The organism is Kocuria tytonicola (assembly GCF_003687455.1).
GTDB classification, from domain to species: Bacteria; Actinomycetota; Actinomycetes; order Actinomycetales; family Micrococcaceae; genus Kocuria; species Kocuria tytonicola.
Genome location: NZ_PHOA01000048.1, coordinates 1 through 17,640 on the forward strand (window position 1 = coordinate 1; position 17,640 = coordinate 17,640).

The window sequence follows — 17,640 nt, forward strand, 5'->3', positions numbered from 1 at the left end:
GGAGAACGGCGAGTTCGGCACCGTGCTGCGTCCAGCCAGAACGCCTCGGGGTCCTCCACGCTCGCGCGGTAGACGGATTCGTAGGTGGGCTGCGTCATGGCTTCCTCCGGACGTGGTGCTGGGACGGTCGTCGGCGTAGGTTCATGCTAGTGGTCCGCATCACACGTCACAAGAGTTGTGTATACACAGCTTGCTCGTTGCGCGGAGTCCTGCCCGGAATCACTTGGACTCCGTGGGGCAGGTGTATACACTGAGGACGGCCAACACGTCAGGAGGAGTCATGCGAGCAGGTGAGCGCGCGTACCGCGAGCTGCGGGCGGACATCGTCTCCTGGCGGCTGCTCCCGGGCCAGGTGCTCGGCGAGGTGGACCTCTCCGAACGCCTCGGGATCTCCCGCACCCCCGTGCGCGAAGCGCTCTCCCGCCTCACCGCGGACGGGCTGGCCGAGCCGCACACGGGACGCGGCGTCGTCGTCAGCGCGATCTCCGCCGAGGACGTCCGCGCGCTGTACGAGCTGCGGGACACGCTGGACTGCCGCGCCGCCGAACTGGCCGCGCAGCGCGGTGACGCGGAGACCTTCCGCGCCCTCGCGGACGAGCTCTCCCACGCCGCGGAGACCCTGGCCGACGACGCCGACCACGCGGCGTACTACGCGCTCGTTGACCGGATGGACGCCGAGATCGACGCCGCCGCGCAGAACCCCTACCTGCAGCAGGCCCTTTCCCACGTGCGGCTGCACCTCGCCCGCGTGCGCCGGCTGTCCACCTCCAACCCCCGGCGCCTCGCCGTGGCCGCCGCCGAGCACGAGGCGATCGCCCGTGCCGTTGCGGCCGGGGACCCCGCTCTGGCCGTCGCCACCACGCGCGTGCACCTGAAGAACGCGCTCGGCAACGCCCTGCGCACCCCGGAACTCACCGCCGCGCCCCCGATCGCCTCCTGACCCGCCGCTCCACGGCCCCCGAAACCACCCACCGTCCGCAAGACCCGTACCGGAAGGAACGCCCGTGACCGTCACACACACCGTGCGCACGTACTCGTCCAAGGAGGAGCTGCCCCGCGAGGAGCAGCTCGCCCACAAGCTCGCCGCCGTGGCGTCCGACCCCGTGGCCGTGGAGCCCGAGGTGGTGGACATGGTGGTCAACCGCATCATCGACAACGCCTCCGTGGCCATCGCGTCCCTGAACCGCGGGCCCATCGTCTCGGCGCGCTCGCAGGCGCTGTGCCACAAGGTGGTCCCGGGCGCCGGCTTCTCCGGCCAGGGCGCGCTGCTCTTCGGCGCCCCGGAGGACGACGCCGCGGTCTCGCCCGAGTGGGCGGCGTGGGCCAACGGCGTGGCCGTGCGCGAGCTGGACTACCACGACACGTTCCTCTCCGCCGAGTACTCCCACCCCGGGGACAACATCCCCCCGATCCTGGCCGTCGCCCAGCACGTGGGCAGCAACGGCGAGGACCTGGTGCGCGCGATCGCCACGGGCTACGAGGTCCAGGTGGACCTCGTGAAGGGCATCTGCCTGCACGAGCACAAGATCGACCACATCGCCCACATCGGCCCCTCCGCCTCCGCGGGCATCGGCACCCTGCTGGGTCTGGACACCGAGACGATCTTCCAGGCCATCGGCCAGGCCCTGCACACCACCACGCAGACCCGGCAGTCCCGCAAGGGCGAGATCTCCACGTGGAAGGCCCACGCTCCCGCGTTCGCCGGGAAGATGGCCGTGGAGGCCGTGGACCGTGCCATGCGCGGACAGACCTCGCCCACCCCCATCTACGAGGGCGAGGACGGCGTGATCGCGTGGCTGCTCTCCGGCCCGGAGGCCCGCTACGAGGTGGCCCTGCCCGCTCCCGGTGAGCCCAAGCGCGCCATCCTGGACACCTACACCAAGGAGCACTCCGCGGAGTACCAGGCGCAGGCGTGGATCGACCTGGCCCGCAAGCTGCACCGCGAGCACCCCGAGGTCACGGACCCCGCCAACGTGGAGTCCGTGCTCATCAAGACCTCCCACCACACCCACTACGTGATCGGCTCCGGAGCCAACGACCCCCAGAAGTACGATCCGAAGGCCTCCCGCGAGACCCTGGACCACTCGATCCCCTACATCTTCACGGTCGCGCTGCAGGACGGTGCGTGGCACCACGTGGACTCCTACTCCCCCGAGCGCGCCGGGCGCCCGGACACCGTGGAGCTGTGGCACAAGGTGACCACCCAGGAGGACCCCGAGTGGACCCGCCGCTACCACTCGCTGGACATCTCCGAGAAGGCGTTCGGCGGCTCCGTGGAGATCACGCTCACGGACGGCACCGTGATCACGGACCAGATCGCCGTGGCGGACGCCCACCCGCTCGGCGCGCGGCCCTTCGCCCGCGAGCAGTACGTCACCAAGTTCCGCACCCTGGCCGAGGGCCTCGTGGCCCCCGAGGAGATCGAGCGGTTCCTGGACACCGTGCAGCGGCTGCCCGAGCTGAAGGCCGGGGAGCTGGGCCAGCTCAACATCACCGCGGCCGTGGGCCTGGAGAAATCGCCGAAGGGAATCTTCTGATCATGCTGTACTCCACCACCACCCCCGCGCAGAAGCGCGAGCGCTTCCGCGAGCTGCTGGCCGCACCCGGGATCGCCCAGTTCCCCGGCGCGTTCACCCCGCTGTCCACCAAGCTCATCCAGGAGCAGGGCTTCGAGGGCGTCTACATCTCCGGCGGCGTGCTCGCCAACGAGCTGGGCCTGCCGGACATCGGCCTCACCACGCTCACCGAGGTGGCCACCCGCGCCGGTCAGATCGCCCGCAGCACGGACCTGCCGTGCCTCGTGGACGCGGACACCGGCTTCGGGGAGCCCATGAACGTGGCGCGCACCGTGCAGGAGCTCGAGGACGCCGGACTGGCCGGCTGCCACATCGAGGACCAGTTCAACCCCAAGCGCTGCGGGCACCTGGACGGCAAGAACGTGGTGGACACCGCCACCGCCGTCAAGCGCATCCGCGCCGCCGTGGAGGCCCGCCGGGACCCGAACTTCGTGGTCATGGCCCGCACGGACATCCGCGGGGTGGACGGGTTCGACGCCGCCGTGGAGCGGGCGCGCGCGCTCGTGGACGCCGGCGCGGACGTCATCTTCCCGGAGGCCATGGCTGACCTCTCCGAGTTCGAACGCATGGCCGCCGCGGTGGACGTGCCCGTCCTGGCGAACATGACCGAGTTCGGGAAGTCCGAGCTGTTCACCACGCGGCAGCTGCAGGACGCAGGGGTGTCGATGGTGATCTACCCCGTGTCCCTGGAGCGCCAGGCCATGGGCGCCATCGAGCGCCTGCTCACCACCATCCGCGAGGACGGCACGCAGCAGGCCCAGGTGGAGACCATGCTCACCCGCAAGCGCCTGTACGAGCTGGTGGACTACAACGGGTACAACCAGTTCGACTCCGGGGTCTTCGACTTCGAGGTGCCCGGCACCCCGAACTCCTGACCCCCTGTTCCCACCCCGCCCGATGTGGTGGGGTGGGAACGACATTCGTTTCCAGTCCACAGCCGTCGAAGGAGATCAACCGTGGCCGATACCGAAATCCGCAAGGGACTTGCCGGTGTGGTGGCGGACGCCACCGCCGTGTCCAAGGTCAACGCGGAGACCAACTCCCTGCTCTACCGGGGCTACCCCGTGCAGGAGCTCGCCGAGAAGTGCTCCGCGGAGGAGGTCGCCCTGCTGCTGTGGACCGGTGAGCTGCCGTCCGAGGACGACCTCGCCGCCTTCCGCACGCTGGAGCGCGAGAACCGGGCCCTGACTCCCGAGCTCAAGCGCGTGATCGACGAGCTCCCCACCACGTGCCACCCCATGGACGTGTGCCGCACCGCCGCCTCCGTGACCGGCGCCCAGCACCCGCTCGCGGAGGACAACTCCCCCGAGGCCGAGCTGCGCAAGGCCCAGGAGCTCTTCGCCGTGATGCCCGCCGTGGTCTGCTACGACCAGCGCCGCCGCCACGGCCAGGAGGTGGTGGAACCCCGCGAGGACCTCGACTACGCCCAGAACTTCCTGTGGATGGCGTTCGGCGAGGAGGCCGCGCCCGAGGTGGTCGACGCGTTCCGGGTGTCGATCATCCTGTACGCGGAGCACTCGTTCAACGCCTCCACGTTCACGGCTCGCGTGATCACCTCCACGCTCTCGGACATGCACTCCGCGGTCACCGGTGCCATCGGCGCTCTCAAGGGCCCGCTGCACGGCGGCGCCAACGAAGCCGTCATGCACACCTTCGAGGAGCTCGGCATCCGCAAGGAGGAGACCGCCGAGGAGGCCGAGAAGCGCGCCAAGGAGTGGATGGACCAGGCCCTGGCGGAGAAGAAGAAGGTCATGGGCTTCGGGCACCGCGTCTACAAGCACGGCGACTCCCGCGTGCCCACCATGCAGGAGGCTCTCTTCCGCATGCTCGAGCACTACGACCGCCAGGAGATCCTGGGGCTCTACAACGGTCTGGCCAAGTCCATGGACGAGGCGAAGTCCATCAAGCCCAACCTCGACTACCCCGCCGGCCCCACCTACTGGCTCATGGGCTTCGACATCCCCACGTTCACGCCCGTCTTCGTGTGTGCGCGGATCGCGGGCTGGACGGCCCACATCATGGAGCAGCGCGCGAACAACTCGCTGATCCGCCCACTCTCCGCCTACAACGGCCCGGACGAGCGTCACCTGGGCTGACGCACCGGGCTCCGCCCGGGGTCAGCACATCGGCCCGTTCCCGTGAGGTGCACTCCTCGGGGGAATGGGCCGACGTCGTCCGGCTCCGGGCCGGGCGTTCCCGCGGGTCTGCCCCGCGGGTCCTCGTCGGGGCCGGCCACAGCAGGCCCTGGGCACGACGTCGCGGCGCACCCCGCGCGTCTCAGTGCGCCCGGGGGTGGGACGTCGCGTAGACCTCCCGGAGGGACTCCACGGAGACCCGCGTGTAGATCTGGGTGGTTGCCAACGAGGCGTGCCCCAGCAGCTCCTGCACCACGCGCAGGTCCGCGCCGCCCTCCAGCAGGTGTGTGGCGAACGAGTGCCGGAGGGTGTGAGGTGTGATCCGCTCCTCCTGCTGGATGGTCCGCGCGGCCTCCTTGACCATGCTCCAGGCGGTCTGCCGCGAGATCCGTGCACCGCGGGCGTTGAGGAACACCGCCGGGCTGCCCTTCCCGTGCCGTGCGAGCTCCGGGCGCGCTCGCACGAGGTAGCGCTCGAGTGCTGCCACCGCGAACGACCCCACGGGCACGAGCCGCTGCTTGTTCCCCTTGCCGGTCACCCGGATCAGGGCGAGCTCCGCCTCGTGCAGCCCGGCGAGGTCGTCCACGTCCAGGGCCACGGCCTCCGAGATGCGCGCGCCCGTGGCGTACAGCAGCTCCAGGAACGCCCGGGCCCGCAGCCCCGCCGGGGTCTCGGGATCCGGGGCGGCCAGCAGGTTCTCCACTTCCGTCACCCCGATGGCCTTGGGCAGGCGCTGCGGCGGCATCGGCGGGCTCACCCGCGAGGCCACGTCCGTGTCCACCGTGGACTCGGTGGCCCAGAAGGCGTGCGCGCCCCGGACGGCCGCCAGCACCCGGGCGCTGCTGCGGGCGGACAGTGCGGGACGACCCTCGTCCCCCTCGCGGAGCACGCGCACGAACGCGCGTACATGGTCCGAGGTGATGTCCCGCGGAACACGCACGTCCGGCGCCGTGGTCGTGAGGTGCCCCAGATAGCGGTTCAGGTCCCGCCGGTAGGCCGTCACCGTGTTCGCGGCGAGTCCGCGCTCCACCACCAGGTGGTCCAGGTAGCGCCCCACGGCCCGGGCCAGTTCCGGTGCGGGACCGTCCGCCTCCGACGACGCCGCCCGCGTGCCGTCCGCAGGCGTCTCCTTCTCCCGCGTCCCCTCCTGCCGCGCGGGCGCGACCACCGGGAGCGGAGCGGTGTCGGTCGTCACATCCGTGGCCCCCGGGCGGTCGGGGCTCACCCCGCGTGGCCGGGCCGGGCGGGCCACGCGGCGTCGGGGGCCCGCAGGGTGCTCCAGTCGCGGGAGCGCGCGACGTGGGCCGCCAGGATCCCGAGGGCGGCCGCCGGGGAGGTGAGGCGCCCGGAGAGGACGGCGGCCGCGGCGTCGTCGAGGTCCGCGAACCCGGCCACGATCTCCGCCTCCTCCCCCTCCCGGGTGAAGCGCTCCGCGTCCGGGACCTCGCTCAGACCGCGGGCCAGGAAGATGCGGTTGGCCTCGGCCGAGGACCCCGGGGAGTTCTCGAAGTCCACGAGCGTGTCCCAGTGCTCGGCCACGAGGTCCGCCTCTTCCCCCAGTTCGCGCTGCGCGGCCGCCAGTGCGGGCTCGCCGGAGACGTCCAGGAGTCCGGCCGGGATCTCCCACATGCGGGTGCGCACCGGGTGCCGGTACTGGTTGATGAGCAGGACACGGTCCTGGTCGTCCAGCGCCACCACGGCCACGGCCCCGGGGTGCGTGATGAAGTCCCGGACGAGCGGCTCGTCCTGGTCAGCCATGCGGAACGTCTCACGAGCAACGTCCCAGATGGCACCGCGGTAGACGGTCTCCGCGTCCGTGACCTCGTGCGGATCCGGCCGGTCCTGCAGCTGCTCTGCGGTGATGGACGTGAACTCCATGGTGTCTCCGTTCTGCCGCGTCCGGCGGCGGTGGGTGTGGACAGAACCGCGGGGGCCCCGAGGCGCACGCACCCTCGGAGCCCCCGCCACCTCGCTCGTCCGTCCCGGTTCCTCGTCCGGAGCCGGCGTCAGCGGTTCGTCTGGACCCCGCGCCGCTCCAGGGCGGCCCGCACGAGACCGTCGAACAGCGGGTGCGGCCGCGTGGGTCGGGAGGCCAGCTCCGGGTGGGCCTGGGTGGCCACGTAGTAGGGGTGCTCCTCACGGGGCAGCTCCACGAACTCCACCAGGGTGCCCTCCGGGGACGTGCCCGAGATCCGCAGCCCGGCCTCGGCCAGCGCGTCCCGGTAGGCGTTGTTGACCTCGTAGCGGTGGCGGTGGCGCTCGGAGACCTCGGTGGTGCCGTAGGTCTCCGCGACCACGGACCCCTCCGCGAGGGCCGCGGGGTACAGGCCCAGTCGCATGGTGCCGCCCAGGTCCCCGGCGCCCTCCACGAACTGCTTCTGCTCCTCCATGGTGGCGATCACCGGGGTGTCGGTCTCGGGGTCGAACTCGGTGGAGGACGCGTTCGCCAGCCCCACCTCGTTGCGCGCGTACTCGATGACCATGCACTGCAGGCCCAGGCACAGCCCCAGGGTGGGGACCTTGTGCTGGCGGGCCCACGACAGGGCACCCAGTTTGCCCTCCAGCCCGCGGATGCCGAAGCCCCCGGGGACGCAGATCGCGTCCACGTCACCGAGCTCGCGCTGTGCGCCCTCGGGGGTGTCGCACAGGTCCGAGGCAACCCACTTCAGGTTGACCTTGGCGTTGTTCGCGAACCCGCCCGCGCGCAGCGCCTCGGACACGGAGAGGTAGGCGTCTGGCAGGTCGATGTACTTGCCCACCAGCGCCACGGTGACCTGGTGCTCGGGCTCGTGCACGGCGGTCAGCAGGCGGGACCACTGGCGCAGGTCCGCGTCCTGGTAGTCCAGGCTCAGGTAGTCCAGGATGTAGGTGTCCAGGCCCTGGGTGTGCAGGGTGTTGGGGATGTCGTAGATGCTCGGGGCGTCCGCGCAGGAGATCACGGCGTCCAGGTCCACGTCGCACGCGCTGCCGATCTTGCGGAGCATGGCGTCGGGCACGTCCCGGTCGCAGCGCAGCACCAGGGCGTCCGGCTGGATGCCGAGCCCGCGCAGCGTGGCCACGGAGTGCTGGGTGGGCTTGGTCTTGAGCTCGCCGGACGGGCCGATGAACGGGATCAGGGACACGTGCAGGTAGAACACGTTGCGCCGGCCCACGTCCTGGCGGACCTGGCGCGCGGCCTCGATGAACGGCTGCGACTCGATGTCGCCCACGGTGCCGCCGATCTCGGTGATGATGATGTCCGGGGCGTTCTCGTCCTCCGCGCGGCGGCGCATCCGGCGCTTGAGCTCGTCCGTGATGTGGGGGATCACCTGCACGGTGTCCCCCAGGTACTCGCCGCGGCGCTCCTTGGCGATCACGGTGGAGTAGACCTGACCGGTGGTCACGTTCGCGGAGGCGTCGAGGTTCTCGTCCAGGAAGCGCTCGTAGTGCCCGATGTCCAGGTCGGTCTCGGCGCCGTCGTCGGTGACGAACACCTCGCCGTGCTGGAAGGGGTTCATGGTGCCCGGATCCACGTTGAGGTAGGGATCGAGTTTCTGCATGGTCACCGAGAGTCCACGCGCACGCAGCAGCATGCCGAGCGAGGACGCGGTCAGGCCCTTCCCGAGGGAGGAGGCCACACCTCCCGTGACGAAGATCTGCCGGGTCACCTTGCCGTTGTTCTTTTCTGTGCCTGCCTCGCGGGCGGCGTCCTGAGCGTTCACCACGGAATTCGAGCCTACCATTCGTGTCTCGTCGGGATTGCTGGGCTGTCGGGTCATGCGGTGGCGTCCCGCAGGAGTTCACGGGCGTGCTCGCGCGCCGCGCTGGAGTCCTCGTGGCCGGCGAGCATGCGGGCGAGCTCCACCACGCGTTCCTCGTCGGTGAGCACCTTCACGTCCGAGACGCTGGAGTCCGCGGACTTGGTCACCAGCACGTGGTGGTCCGCGAACGCCGCGACCTGCGGGAGGTGGGTGACCACGAGCACCTGCACGTTGCGGGCGAGCATCTTCAGTCGCCGGCCGATCTCCACGGCGGCCTTGCCGCCCACGCCGGAGTCCACCTCGTCGAAGACGAACGTGGGCACCGGGTCCACCTCGGAGAGCACCACCTCGAGCGCCAGCATGATGCGGGAGAGCTCACCACCGGAGGCGCCCTTGCCGAGGGGCCGCGGGGTGGCCTTCGCGTGCGGGGCGAGCATGAACTCGATGGTGTCCCGGCCGTCGTCGGTGAAGCGCTCGGAGGGCTCCACCGCGACCACGAGCGTGGCGTTGGGCATGGCGAGCGCGGAGAGTTCCGCGCTGACAGCGGCCGCGAGCTTGTCGGCGGCCGCCCGCCGCAGGGTCAGCAGCTTCTCGGCATGGGCGGCCAGCGATGCGTGCAGGGCTTCGCCCTCGGCGCGCAGCTCCTCCTCGCGCTGGGGATCCACGACGAGACCGTCCAGCTGCTCGCGGGCCTGCTCGGCCCACTGCAGCACCTCGTCGATCGTGGCACCGTATTTCTTGGTCAGCTGCCGCAGGGCGCTGCGTCGGGTCTCCACCTCGGCCAGCCGTGCGGGGCCGTCCTCGTCGAGTCCGCTCGCGTACCCGGAGAGGTCCGCGGCGACGTCGGCGGCGACCACCGTGAGCTCCCGCACCCGCGCCGCCAGGGCCGCGAGCTCGGGATCCGCGTCCGACTCGACCTCCAGGGCCTGCTGCGCCTGGGACAGCAGCGCCACGGCGTTGAGGTCCGGGGCGTCGTCGGCGTCGGAACCGCTCAGGGCGGTGTGCGCGGTGGTGGCAGCGCCGCGCAGGGCCTCCAGGTTGGTGAGCTTCTCGCTCTCGGCGTCGAGCTGGGCGTCCTCGCCCGGCACCGGCTCCACGGCGTCGATCTCCGCGAGCGCCGTGGTGAGGCTCTGGGCCTGCAGCGCGCGCTCCCGGGAGTTCTCCTTCGCGGCGCGCAGGGTCGCGACGACGCTGCGGTAGCGGGCGAGCTTCTCCCGGAAGGCGGCGAGTTCCCTCGCCACGGGCTGGCCCGCGTAGTCGTCCAGGGCCTTGCGCTGCGCCGCGGGCGACTTCAGACGCAGCTGGTCCGACTGGCCGTGCACGGCCACGAGGGTTTCCCCCACTGCACCCAGGGTGCCCACGGGGGCGGAGCGACCACCCACGTGGGCGCGGCTGCGCCCCTCCGCGGAGACCGTGCGGGAGAGCAGGACCAGCGCCTCCTCCGTGCCGCCCACGTCCTCGCGGTCCACCGTTCCGCCGGACTCCTCCACGAGGGAGACGGCCGCGTGGTCCGCGGGAACACGCACGGTGGCCTCCGCGAGCGCCTTGGCGCTGCCCGATCGCACGGCACCGGCGTCCGCACGGTTGCCCAGCAGCATGCCGAGCGCGGTGACCACCATGGTCTTGCCCGCCCCGGTCTCGCCGGAGAGGATCGACAGCCCCGGGCCCAGGGGCAGGACGGCGTCGGGGATGACGCCGAGGTCGTGGATGTGGATCTCCTCAATCATGCGAGGTCACCGCCGTCCGCGCGGTCCTGGCCCTGCCCGGGTGCGCAGCGGCACGAGCCGTCGGAATGGTGCGGGATCTCGCGGCCCACGGAGAGCTTGGGGTGTGCGGGGTCGTGGGCGACCACCGCGGTGGTGGGCTGGACCAGGGGCAGCGCGGTGGTCATGGTCTCCACCTGCTCACTGGGCATGGGACCGCGCCAGCCCGCGATGGGGAGCTCGAACTTCTTGACGAGCCGCTCGGAGAACGGCGTGGCGTGCATGCGGGCCAGGTTCACGGACTTCTCGGAGCGCCGCACCTCGATCCTGGATCCGGGCGGCAGGTCCACCGTGCGGCGACCGTCGCACCACAGCACCCCGCGGGCGTCGGTGCGGGTGAGCACCTCCACGGCCATCATGGACCGCGGGGAAATCACCAGGGGGCGGGAGAACAGTGCGTGCGCGGACAGTGGCACCATGAGCAGCGCCTCGACCTCCGGCCACACCACGGGCCCGCCCGCGGAGAAGGCGTAGGCGGTGGACCCCGTGGGGGTGGCCATGACCACGCCGTCGCAGCCGAACGTGGACAGCGGGCGGCGGTCCACCTCCGTGACCACCTCGATCATCTTCTCGCGGTCGCCCTTCTCCACCGAGGCCTCGTTCAGGGCCCACGTGTGCAGCACCTTGCGCCGGTGCTCCCACACGGTGACGTCCAGGGCCATGCGGCGCTCCACCGTGTAGCGCCCGTCCACGATGGCCTCCACGGTCTCACTCAGTCCCGAGCGCTCGGACTCCGCGAGGAATCCCACGTGGCCGAGGTTCACCCCGAGCAGCGGGGTGTCCACGCCGCGCACCAGCTCGGCCGCCCGCAGGATGGAGCCGTCCCCGCCGAGCACCATGACGATCTCTATCTCCCGGAGGGCGACGTCCTCCTCGAGGATCTCCACGGGGGACGTGTCCAGGCCATCCGCACGCAGGGCCTCCAGATCCGGGCGCGAGAGCACCGGGACGAGACCGGCCGAGTGCAGCTGCTCGCACGACTGGCGGGCGGCCTCCATGGCCTCGTGGCGTCCCGTGTGGGTCATCACCAAGATTTTGCGGCTCACGTGCTGCTGACCATCCTCCTGCGATCGGCTCCCGCGGTGGGCTGACTCCGCCAAGACTACGCGAGCGCTCCGACGCCCACAGCGGCCACCGGGCGGCGGCACCACACGAAGAACTCGACGTTCCCGTCCTGGCCCGGCAGCGGGCTGGGCGCACTGCCCCGCACCTCCAGGCCGACGCCGAGCGCGCACTCCCGCACGCGCCGCACCGCCTCCGCGCGGGCCGTCGGCGAGGTCACCACTCCCGTCCTGGAGAGGTTGTGCACCCCCACCTCGAACTGCGGCTTCACCATGAGCAGGAGGTCGCCGCCGGGCACCGTGGCCGCGGCGAGTGCGGGGACCACGAGGGTGAGGGAGATGAAGGAGAGGTCGCACACGGTGAGCTCGGCGGGGCCGCCGATCTGCTCCGGGTCGAGGTGCCGGACGTTGAGACCCTCGTGCACCCGTACCCGGGCATCCGCACGGAGCTCGGGCACCAGCTGGTCGTGACCGACGTCCACGGCCACCACCTCGCGGGCTCCGCGCCGCAGCAGCACGTCCGTGAAGCCGCCGGTCGAGGCTCCGGCGTCCAGGCACCGCTTCCCTCGCGGGTCCACCGCCGGGAAGTGCTCCAGGGCGCCCACGAGCTTGTGGCCCGCGCGGCTCGCGTACTCGTCCCGGTCTGAGGACTCGACGGTCAGGGCGTCCTCGGGCCCCACCGGCGCGGAGGGCTTCGTGGCCGGGCGGCCGTTCACCGACACCCGACCCTCCCGGATGCGCTCGGCGGCCACGGTTCGCGAGCGCGCGAGCCCGCGCGCGGTCAGTTCCCGGTCCAGACGGGTCGTCACCGCTGCAGCCACCCGCCCGGGGTGCCTGCGGCGGGCGGCACGCCCTGGTCAGTGCGGCCTGACGCGGCCACCAGACCGTGCGGCAGCTTCCCGGGGTCCTCGTTCAGGATTCGTTCCAGCTCCCGGTGCAGGTCCTCGTAGGCCGCGGCCCGCTCCGTGACGGGCAGCCGGGAGATCTCGTCCTCCCGCGCCAGCACCCGGTCCACGGGATCCAGCCCGGTTCTCGGAGTTCCTGCTTCCTGCCCCCCTCCCCCGATCTCCTGCGCGTCACCCTGCTCGTGACCGGAGCCTGCGGGCCCGGGTGCCATGCCGACGCTCGCGGCACCGTCCTGCTCCGGGCGCCCCGTTCCTCCGCCTGCTCGGTCGGGGCCGTCCTCGGCACCGGGCACGCCCGTCCCCGGCGTGATCACGACACAGGCTCCCAGCGCACCTCGGGCGAGGTTGCCTCGTCCTCCTCGGGGTGTGCGGCCCACCACGCGGCGCACGCCGCACGCCAGCCGTCGAGGTCACCGGTCTCCGCCGTGATGGTCACGACGTCGCCCGCGACCTCCGCGCGCACCGACCGGCACGTCGCGCTCACCCGGTCACCCGTGCGCCCGGTGGCCACCTCGGGGTACGGCTCGAAGAGCTCCCGCAACGTGGCCAGCAGGTAGGTGGGGCGCTGTGCGGTGCACGCACCGAGCACACCCGCCGCGGAGTCCACTCCGGTGAGCACCTCGATGCTCTCCATCCCGGCGTTGCGCGCACCCAGGATGTCGGTGTCCAGCCTGTCGCCGACCACCGCGGGGCGCGTGGCCCCCACCCGTTCTGCCGCCTCCCGGAAGATCGGGGCCTCGGGCTTGCCCGCCACGAGCGGTTCGCGCCCGGTGGCCGCGGCGACCGCGGCCACGAGCGTCCCGTTGCCCGGGGCGATGCCCCGTTCCTTGGGAATCGTGCGGTCCGTGTTGGTGGCGCACCACAGCACGGACTCATCCGCGAGCGTGAAGGCCGCCTCCGCGAGCTGCTCCCACCCGAGGTGGGGATCGAAGCCCTGCACCACGGCCTGCGGCGCGTCCTGCTGCGAGGACACCGGCACGAGCCCCACGGCGCGGACCTCGTCCCTCAGGGCCTGCGACCCCGTGACCAGCACCCGCGCACCGGGGCTCAACCGCTCCGCGAGCAGGGCCGCCGCGGCCTGTGCAGAGCTCACGACATCCTGCACCCCGGTGCTCGCGCCGAGGGAGGTGATGTGCTCGGCCACGGCCTCCGGCGGGCGGGACGCGTTGTTCGTCACGTACACGACCGGGCGGCCCGTGGCCCGGACCCGCTCGAGAGCCTCCGGAGCGCCGTCGACCGCGGTGGGGCCCGCGTAGACCACGCCGTCCAGGTCGCACAGCAGCGCATCGAACCGCTCGATCAGCGCACCGTCCGCACCGCTCTCTGCCGCGTCCCCGTCCGGGGAGGCGGACGCAGTGGCCTCACTCACGGGCGCCCTGCTCACGATCGGCGGGGGAATCCTCGGCGGGGGAATCCTCGGCGCCGTCCGAGGCGCCCGGGGCTGCCGCCTCGTCGTGAGACGCGGTGCCCACCCCCTCCTGCTCGTCCTGCGCCGCGCCGACGCCGCCGCCTGTGGCACCAGCACCAGCGTTGCCACCAGCGGTGGCGGCATCATCGGCGCCCACCGGGGCGGTGGCCGCGTCCGCGGAATACGACAGGGTGCCCTGGCGAACGCCGGGTGCCGCTGCTGCCTCGTGCGTCCTTTCGCGTTCCTGGTCGTCGCCTCCCGGAACTTCGTGTCCCAGGTCGTCGCGCTCCGGCGCATCCTCCGGGCCAGCGCGGCGCACCCCGTCGTGACGGGCCGGTTCTTCGTCGCCTGCCGCTGCCTGGCTCTCCGCCCGTTGCATGTCGTCTCCGGCGGGTCGCGCGTCGTCGGCGTCCGTGCCCGTCCCGTGCTCGTCCGCGGGGCGGGGGGCGCTGTGCCGGCGCTGCGCGTCCCGGACGGTGCGCCGCGCCTCGTCCTCGTCGAGGTCGTCCCCGAGGTCCACGATCTCCGGCTCCGAGAACTGGCCCACACCCAGGGCGGCCTCCGCCACGATGGCCTGGCGCTCCCAGGTGATGGACTCGTCGTCCCGCCCCACCGCGCGCAGTGCCTCGGCGTAGGCGCGGAACAGGCCGGGGCTGTACGAGAAACCGCGGTTCTTGTCGAGCTGCGGGATCTCCAGGGCGGCGAGCGCGGCGTCGTGGTCCCCGGCATCGGCGTGGATCCCGGAGACGACGATGGCGAGCGCCGCCTGGCCTGCGGCGTCCAGGGACGCGACGGCCTCTGAGGTCGCCTCCTCCATGGCCTTGTCCGCGCGCCCCAGCGCACGCTGGCTGTCCACCATGAGGGGCAGGTGCTCCTGGGACCCGGAGATCCGGCGGTGGGTGCGCAGCTCCTTGAGGGCGAGCGCGAAGTCACCCGCGGCGTAGGCGGCCACTCCCGCAGCCTCCCGCACCACGCCGATGCGCCCGGCCTTCCGGACCGCGGCGTTGGCGTGCTCCAGGGCGAACTCCGGGTCCTCCTCCAGGTAACGGGCGGCCATCACGAGGTGCTGGGCCACCCGTTCCGCGTTGCTCTGCTCGAGCGCCTTCAGCTCGTGGTGCATCGAGCGGTCGAGCTCGCGGCCGGTCACGTCCGCGTCGATCTCCGGGGCAACGAAGCGGGGGCGGGCGTCGTCGTGGCCCCCGCGGCGCTCGTCCCGGGCGTAGGTGCCGAACTCGGGGCGCCACTCGTGCCTGTCGTTGCGGCGTTCGTCCCGGAACTCACCCCGGTTGCCGTGTCCCTGGCGGTCCTGGCCGGGACGGTCGGAGCGGTCTCCTCGGCGGTCCGGGCGCCCGGCGCCCCGACGGTCATCGCGACGGTCGGCGCCGGAGCCGAATCCGCCCCGGTCGCCACGGGTGCCGTAGCCCCCACCGCGGCTGTCCCGACGGTCCCCCGCCCGGTCACCGCGCCCGTCCTCCCGGCGGTCGTCGCCGCGCGAGCTGTAGCCCTGGCGGTCTCGGCCACCACCGACGCGCTCGTTGCCGCCACGGCCATCGCGTGAGGCTCCCCGATCCTCACGACGCCGCTCGGTCCAGCGCCCTTCTCCGCCACCCTCCCGGCGGGCACCGGAGCGGTCGTCCCGACCGGGGCGGCTGTCGCGGTAGCCGTCGTGCCGCTGGCCGCGGCGCTCGTCGCGGCGCTCGTCGCGGCGGTCCTCGCCACGGGTGTAGCCCGAACCGCCCCGGTTATCACCGGAGCCCCGCCGTCCGCCTCGCTCGTCCCGGCCGGACCGCTCCCCGCGGTCGAAACCGTTCCGGCTCTCCCTGCCACCGTAGCCACCGCGTTCGGCGCTCCGGCCGTCGCGGGAACGCACGTCATCCGACCGACGGTCGCCGTATCGAGCACCGCCCCGCGCGTCCCGGCCGTCGGCGGAACCCCGGTAGCCACCACGGTCGTCGGTGCGATCCACGCGGCCCTGCCCGTAGCTTCCGCGGTCGTCTCCACGGCGCTCGTAGCCACCACGGCCGGCACCACGGTTCTCACGCCGGTCTCCCTGGCCACCGCCGGGCCGGTCGTCGCGTCCCCGGTAGCCCGCGCGATCGCGGGATCCGTCCCGCGCTGACGACCGGGCGGCGTCGGACCGCCCGCCGTCACCCCGTGAGTACCCGCCGCCGTGTGACGGGCCCCGGTCCTGGCGACGCTGCCATCCGCCGCGGTCACCCCCGCTTGGGCGATCCGAGTGATCGCGGGAGCCGTGCTGTTCAGAATCGCTCAAGGGGAGTCTCCTACTGCGGCCGGTGGCCTAGCTCTGAGGGGCGGCGATGGAGCCCGCCCCGTGGTCTGGTGAGCATTCTACAAATGCCGCCCGCTGCCATCCCAATGCTGGACAGCCGGCGGGGTCGGCACAAGGATCAAAGCCACGAGGCCCTGGACCGCGTGGAATCTCAGTTTCGTGGACTGCGGGCCGAGTGGACGCAGGACGGCGCAGGCAGGCGGGACACCGTGCCGGTCCGTCACGTCCCCTCGACGCGACCCGGGAGCGCCTGACCACTTCCCGCTCACCGTCCGTTGATAATGGAGCATGCGTTTGAGATCTCTCTCCAAAAACCTGCTGCTGCGGGTCCTCGTGGCCATCGTCCTGGGCATCGGCTTCGGGCTCTTCTTCCCCGAGTGGCTGGCCCGCGTGTTCATGACCTTCAACGGCATCTTCAGCCAGTTCCTGGGCTTCCTCATCCCTCTGATCATCGTGGGTCTCGTGACCCCCGCCATCGCGGACCTCGGCAAGGGCGCGGGCAAATGGCTCGCGGCCACCGCCGCCATGGCCTACGGATCCACGGTCTTTGCCGGGCTGCTCGCGTTCTTGGTGGCCAAGTCCACCTATCCGTGGCTCCTGGGAGGTCACACCGCCGTGGACGGACTGGAAAACCCGGAGGAGCACGCTCTGAGCGGCTACTTCGACATCACCATGCCACCGGTGTTCGACGTGATGACAGCACTCGTCCTGTCCTTCTGCCTCGGCGTGGGGATCACCTTCGTGCGCGGTACCACGCTGCACCAGGGATTCGGCGAGCTTCGCACCATCGTGATGCGCATCGTCGAGAAGATCATCATTCCCCTGCTGCCCATCTACATCTTCGGCATGTTCCTGAGCCTCACCATGAACGGGCAGATCGTGCTCGTCATCTCCACGTTCCTGCGGGTGGTCATCCTCGCTTTCGTCATGACAGTGGTCATTCTGCTGATCCAGTACACGATCGCCGGGGTGGTGACGAAGCGGAATCCGCTCGTGCTGCTCAAGAACATGTTGCCGGCCTACGCAACCGCACTGGGAACGTCCTCCTCCGCGGCGACCATCCCCGTGACGCTCGAGTGCACCCGACGCAATGGAGTGGACGAGCGCGTTGCGGGGTTCACTGTGCCCCTGTGCGCCACCATCCACCTGTCGGGCTCCACGATGAAGATCGTGCTGTTCTCGCTGGCGATCATGACCATCTCCGGGATGCCGATCAACACCTGGCAGTACGTCGGCTTCATCTTCCTGCTCGGAGTCACCATGGTGGCGGCACCCGGTGTCCCCGGCGGCGCCATCATGGCGGCCGTGGCGATCCTGCAGTCGTCCCTCGGCTTCGACGAGACGGCTGTGGGACTCATGATTGCCACCTACGTGGCCATCGACTCCTTCGGCACCGCTTGCAACGTCACGGGAGACGGGGCCATTGCCGCCATCATGAACCGGATCCTCACCGGCAAGGACGGCACACTCCGCAACGCTCCCCCTGTGCCGGCACAGTAGCTGGGAATGCCCGGTGGCCCACCCTGTGGCGCGTTGCTCCTCGAGCCACGCGCCACAGCTGTATCTGCGGGACCTCCCGCCGATCTCCGCGTCCTGGGCACACGTCAGGCACCGCGGGCGTCGACGACGGGGTTCTTGGCGGGAAACGCGTTGTTGTCCCGGTGGGGTGTCGCGGGTGAGGACCTGTGGACCGTGACGATGCGGGGTCTGCTGGCCCGCGGGCGGTGAACTGCTCCGCCGGGGGCGGAGGTCGGTATCGAGG

14 protein-coding genes are annotated in these 17,640 nt (G+C 71.7%); 5 read left to right on the top strand and 9 right to left on the bottom strand.

Annotated elements, in window-relative coordinates; genetic code table 11:
* The first annotated feature begins 280 nt into the window (after positions 1-280).
* The 4 genes from CWC38_RS06840 (at position 281) to CWC38_RS06855 (ending at position 4,672) form a co-directional block, all read left to right on the top strand.
* A complete protein-coding gene (locus CWC38_RS06840; RefSeq protein WP_121846058.1) occupies positions 281-940 on the top strand; it encodes a GntR family transcriptional regulator in 660 nt (219 codons plus the stop codon).
* Positions 941-1,004: 64 nt separating this feature from the next.
* Positions 1,005-2,537, top strand: a complete 1,533-nt coding sequence (locus tag CWC38_RS06845) for an MmgE/PrpD family protein (protein WP_121846059.1) — start codon at positions 1,005-1,007, stop codon at positions 2,535-2,537.
* A gap of 2 nt (positions 2,538-2,539) precedes the next feature.
* Entirely contained in the window at positions 2,540-3,451 is a 912-nt protein-coding gene (gene prpB, locus CWC38_RS06850) for a methylisocitrate lyase (protein WP_121846060.1), read from the top strand.
* Positions 3,452-3,532: 81 nt separating this feature from the next.
* Positions 3,533-4,672, top strand: coding sequence for a bifunctional 2-methylcitrate synthase/citrate synthase (locus CWC38_RS06855; protein WP_121846061.1), 1,140 nt, complete (start codon positions 3,533-3,535; stop codon positions 4,670-4,672).
* A 181-nt stretch (positions 4,673-4,853) separates the two neighbouring features.
* Here the strand turns inward: CWC38_RS06855 and CWC38_RS06860 are convergent, their stop codons facing one another.
* The 9 genes from CWC38_RS06860 to CWC38_RS12395 form a co-directional block, all read right to left on the bottom strand.
* Positions 4,854-5,906, bottom strand: coding sequence for a site-specific tyrosine recombinase XerD (locus tag CWC38_RS06860; RefSeq protein ID WP_276309565.1), 1,053 nt, complete (start codon positions 5,904-5,906; stop codon positions 4,854-4,856).
* 26 nt (positions 5,907-5,932) lie between these two features.
* A complete protein-coding gene (locus tag CWC38_RS06865; protein ID WP_121846062.1) occupies positions 5,933-6,589 on the bottom strand; it encodes an NUDIX domain-containing protein in 657 nt (218 codons plus the stop codon).
* 128 nt (positions 6,590-6,717) lie between these two features.
* Positions 6,718-8,433: a CTP synthase gene (gene pyrG / locus CWC38_RS06870; RefSeq protein ID WP_121846063.1), complete on the bottom strand. Its 1,716-nt coding sequence runs from the start codon at positions 8,431-8,433 to the stop codon at positions 6,718-6,720.
* Positions 8,434-8,465: 32 nt separating this feature from the next.
* Positions 8,466-10,178 carry a DNA repair protein RecN gene (gene recN / locus CWC38_RS06875; RefSeq protein WP_121846064.1) on the bottom strand — a complete coding sequence of 571 codons (1,713 nt, stop codon included), beginning with the start codon at positions 10,176-10,178 and terminating at the stop codon, positions 8,466-8,468.
* Positions 10,175-11,239: an NAD kinase gene (locus tag CWC38_RS06880; RefSeq protein WP_240625100.1), complete on the bottom strand. Its 1,065-nt coding sequence runs from the start codon at positions 11,237-11,239 to the stop codon at positions 10,175-10,177. The genes recN and CWC38_RS06880 overlap by 4 nt, the downstream gene beginning before the upstream one ends.
* A 77-nt stretch (positions 11,240-11,316) precedes the next feature.
* Positions 11,317-12,084 (bottom strand): TlyA family RNA methyltransferase, encoded by a 768-nt coding sequence (locus CWC38_RS06885; RefSeq protein ID WP_121846065.1) that lies wholly within the window; start codon positions 12,082-12,084, stop codon positions 11,317-11,319.
* Positions 12,081-12,494 carry a hypothetical protein gene (locus CWC38_RS06890; protein ID WP_121846066.1) on the bottom strand — a complete coding sequence of 138 codons (414 nt, stop codon included), beginning with the start codon at positions 12,492-12,494 and terminating at the stop codon, positions 12,081-12,083. Before CWC38_RS06890 ends, CWC38_RS06885 begins: the two co-directional genes overlap by 4 nt.
* Entirely contained in the window at positions 12,491-13,483 is a 993-nt protein-coding gene (locus CWC38_RS06895; protein ID WP_121846070.1) for an HAD-IIA family hydrolase, read from the bottom strand. Before CWC38_RS06895 ends, CWC38_RS06890 begins: the two co-directional genes overlap by 4 nt.
* Before the next feature lie 58 nt (positions 13,484-13,541).
* On the bottom strand, positions 13,542-15,458 hold the full coding sequence (locus tag CWC38_RS12395; protein ID WP_240625102.1) for a hypothetical protein: 1,917 nt from the start codon (positions 15,456-15,458) through the stop codon (positions 13,542-13,544).
* A 708-nt stretch (positions 15,459-16,166) separates the two neighbouring features.
* On the opposite strand from CWC38_RS12395, the gene CWC38_RS06905 reads away from it, so the two are divergent.
* Positions 16,167-17,378: a dicarboxylate/amino acid:cation symporter gene (locus CWC38_RS06905; protein ID WP_121846067.1), complete on the top strand. Its 1,212-nt coding sequence runs from the start codon at positions 16,167-16,169 to the stop codon at positions 17,376-17,378.
* Positions 17,379-17,640: the final 262 nt, after the last annotated feature.

What these genes read in the sequence shown, in the direction of transcription:
- pyrG (WP_121846063.1), bottom strand. Translation starts at nt 8,433, where the DNA reads ATGGTAGGCTCGAATTCCGTGGTGAACGCTCAGGACGCCGCCCGCGAG.
- CWC38_RS06865 (WP_121846062.1), bottom strand. Translation starts at nt 6,589, where the DNA reads ATGGAGTTCACGTCCATCACCGCAGAGCAGCTGCAGGACCGGCCGGAT.
- CWC38_RS06880 (WP_240625100.1), bottom strand. Translation starts at nt 11,239, where the DNA reads ATGACCCACACGGGACGCCACGAGGCCATGGAGGCCGCCCGCCAGTCG.
- CWC38_RS06840 (WP_121846058.1), top strand. Translation starts at nt 281, where the DNA reads ATGCGAGCAGGTGAGCGCGCGTACCGCGAGCTGCGGGCGGACATCGTC.
- prpB (WP_121846060.1), top strand. Translation starts at nt 2,540, where the DNA reads ATGCTGTACTCCACCACCACCCCCGCGCAGAAGCGCGAGCGCTTCCGC.
- recN (WP_121846064.1), bottom strand. Translation starts at nt 10,178, where the DNA reads ATGATTGAGGAGATCCACATCCACGACCTCGGCGTCATCCCCGACGCC.
- CWC38_RS06905 (WP_121846067.1), top strand. Translation starts at nt 16,167, where the DNA reads ATGCGTTTGAGATCTCTCTCCAAAAACCTGCTGCTGCGGGTCCTCGTG.